This window comes from Lishizhenia sp. (genome assembly GCF_033720595.1).
Lineage (GTDB): Bacteria > Bacteroidota > Bacteroidia > Flavobacteriales_D > Crocinitomicaceae > Lishizhenia.
In genome coordinates this window covers 1-2,483 of sequence record NZ_JAWWCF010000283.1, presented here as the reverse complement: position 1 = coordinate 2,483, position 2,483 = coordinate 1, and the positions used below count along the sequence as shown (strand labels likewise).

Here is a 2,483-nt window from a genome sequence, read left to right as displayed (position 1 = left end):
CAAGAGGGGTAACTATCATCGTTTTCATATCCTTTTAATTCTACAGAACTACAAGGTGCTCCTGAACAAGAATGAAGGTAAACTTCCTTAGAAGGGATAAGTACTAAATTTCCATCATTATTTTCTAAAGTGTATGCAATTGCTAGTGCTCCAGATTTCAACCAAAAAGTAAGAGTATACTCGGCGTCATCAATTTTAGAAAGCGATACTTTATCTACATGATGATAATCTTCAGCCAGTTCATTAAACGCTGAGATGAGGGTAGTTTTAGAGCTTATCCATTCTTTGTTTTCTGTGTTGTAAATAATGGCTGAATTCGATTTTTCCTTTGTTGTGTCTTGCTGGTAAACAAAGGACATTAGGATGAATAGTCCAAGGATGGTACTAAAAATTAGAGGTGCTTTTTTCATAAGAATTGATTTGTTTGTGTAAAAGTTAGTGTAAAAATAGGCTTTTTGCAACATTGCTTACTACAGAGGTCTAATGGATGTACTTGGTGAAAAAGTTGTAATGAATGATTTTGTTTTCGTATTTTTAATAGAAACTAAACACATGAAACGCACAATATTTTTAGTTCTGGGTATTGTTTTTATGCTCAGTGCATGTAGTAAGAACAAGGCGCTTGAAAAAGAGATAGAGCAAATTGAAGATGCTGTACTTTTAGGAGATTGGACTATTTCTAAAATGATAGATTCTGGAGACGATGAAACGAGCAATTTCCAAGGTTATATTTTCACTTTTAAAGAAGATGGATCTTTGGTGGCTACAAATAATGCTACAACGTACAACGGCACTTGGTCGATAACAAAGAGTAGTAGCTCTGATGATGACTCAAATGATTCTGATATAGATTTCAATATAACTTTTAATGTTTCAGAATCTAACGACTTTGATGATTTGATAGATGACTGGGATGTTTTAACACATTCTGATTATAAAATTGAGTTGCAAGACATAAGTGGTGGAAATGGAGGTACCGATTTACTTACATTTACCAGATAAAATATTTTAAGGGAGGCTTAGCTTCCCTTTTTTATTTTCATGGAAACAAATTTTGTATTTTCGTCCTCCTTAATGAAGAATATGAAGGTCTCTGTAATTGTTTCTTACTATAAAAACCTAGAAAATTTAAAATTGATTTTATTCGGTTTTAACCGCCAGAGTTCAATGGATTTTGAAGTAATTATTTATGATGATGATAATAATGAGGAAACACGTGAATTTCTAGAGACTTCAAAAGGTGATTATTCATTTCCAATTCAACATGTTCATCAAGCTGTGAATGACGGTTTTCGCAAAAATGAGATGTTGAATAAGTCCATTCAAATTGCTTGTGGAAATCTGCTTGTATTTATTGATGGAGATTGTGTCCCTCACAGTCGATTTGTAGAGTGTTACATAAAGGAAGATGAGCCAGGTACTATCTTGAGTGGTAGAAGGGTGAATCTTGGTGAGGCTATTAGTAAAGAGTTGCTGGCATCAATGGATTTTTCTAGTTTAACTTTTCTAAAACTGAAGCGAACAGATTCTTACAAGGTAAAAGAAAGTATCTATTTCCCCTTTTTTCATTTATCTACAAAACTCAGAGGCTTGATGGGGTGTAACTGGGGCGTGCGTAAAGAATACCTTGTTCAAGTAAATGGCTACGACGAAGATTATAAGGCTGCTGGTGTAGGAGAGGACACCGACATAGAATGGAGGCTTGAAGCTATAGGTTTGAAAAAGAAGTCAATGAGAAACAAGGCAATTATTTACCATATCTATCACCCTAGATCTTACGGAGAGGATGCTGTAGCCGCTAATTTTAAAATGATGGCAGAAAAAAAGGCGCAAAACTTAATTGTTTGCGCCAATGGAATTAAGAAATTATAGTTTAATAACTTGTAGGGAAGTCACTGTCTACAACGATAATGAAATCTGCTTTCCCAAAATGTTCCTCCGACAAATGCTCTATATCTTCTTGCTCTACCGTGGCAATTGTTTGTATGCTAGTTTCCGGACGGTAATGTTTTAAATACCAATAGATTCCTTCGTGAAAATTTGAGTGAAAGGTTCCGTTGTAGTGTAGAACCTGGTCTGAGGATTTGAGTATTTCTAAAATAAAGTACGCCATAGTGGCATCTTTCATAGCTTGGGCTTTTACTAGGTTTACACTCCCATGAGCTCCCATCATTTCTAATATAGCTTGGTATTGCGGAAGCGTATCATAGAAGGTGATTGGCATTGGTGCTACCCAAGTTTTCTCCTCATTGCTTAAACTGTCTAATGCACTGAAGTCATTTTTATATACATTATTCGCAAATCTGCGGGGAATATTTGTAGCATGAAAGGGGATAGAATCCGCTTTGCAATATTCTAAAAGTGGAGCATAATCTGTGGCGTAATTGGGCCAAAATCTCACTAAAGTATCAAATGCTTTCTTATTGATGCTATCGTTTAAATAGTTTTGTATTTCCTTCTCATTATCACGTTCAAACATTTCT

General features: G+C 35.0%; 4 protein-coding genes. 2 read left to right on the top strand and 2 right to left on the bottom strand.

Translation table 11 applies throughout. The features are described 5' to 3' along the window. Positions 1-410 (bottom strand): hypothetical protein (locus R3333_RS14035; RefSeq protein WP_318959400.1); only part of this gene is annotated, 410 nt, incomplete at its 3' end. 142 nt (positions 411-552) lie between these two features. On the opposite strand from R3333_RS14035, the gene R3333_RS14030 reads away from it, so the two are divergent. Together R3333_RS14030 and R3333_RS14025 are read left to right on the top strand one after the other, a co-directional pair. Then, complete coding sequence (locus R3333_RS14030; RefSeq protein ID WP_318959399.1) at positions 553-1,002, top strand: lipoprotein; 450 nt, start codon at positions 553-555, stop codon at positions 1,000-1,002. An 81-nt stretch (positions 1,003-1,083) separates the two neighbouring features. After that, positions 1,084-1,872 (top strand): glycosyltransferase, encoded by a 789-nt coding sequence (locus R3333_RS14025; protein WP_318959398.1) that lies wholly within the window; start codon positions 1,084-1,086, stop codon positions 1,870-1,872. A gap of 1 nt (position 1,873) precedes the next feature. Here R3333_RS14025 and R3333_RS14020 read toward each other — a convergent pair. Next, a partial coding sequence (locus R3333_RS14020; RefSeq protein ID WP_318959397.1) for a ChaN family lipoprotein occupies positions 1,874-2,483 on the bottom strand: 610 nt, incomplete at its 5' end.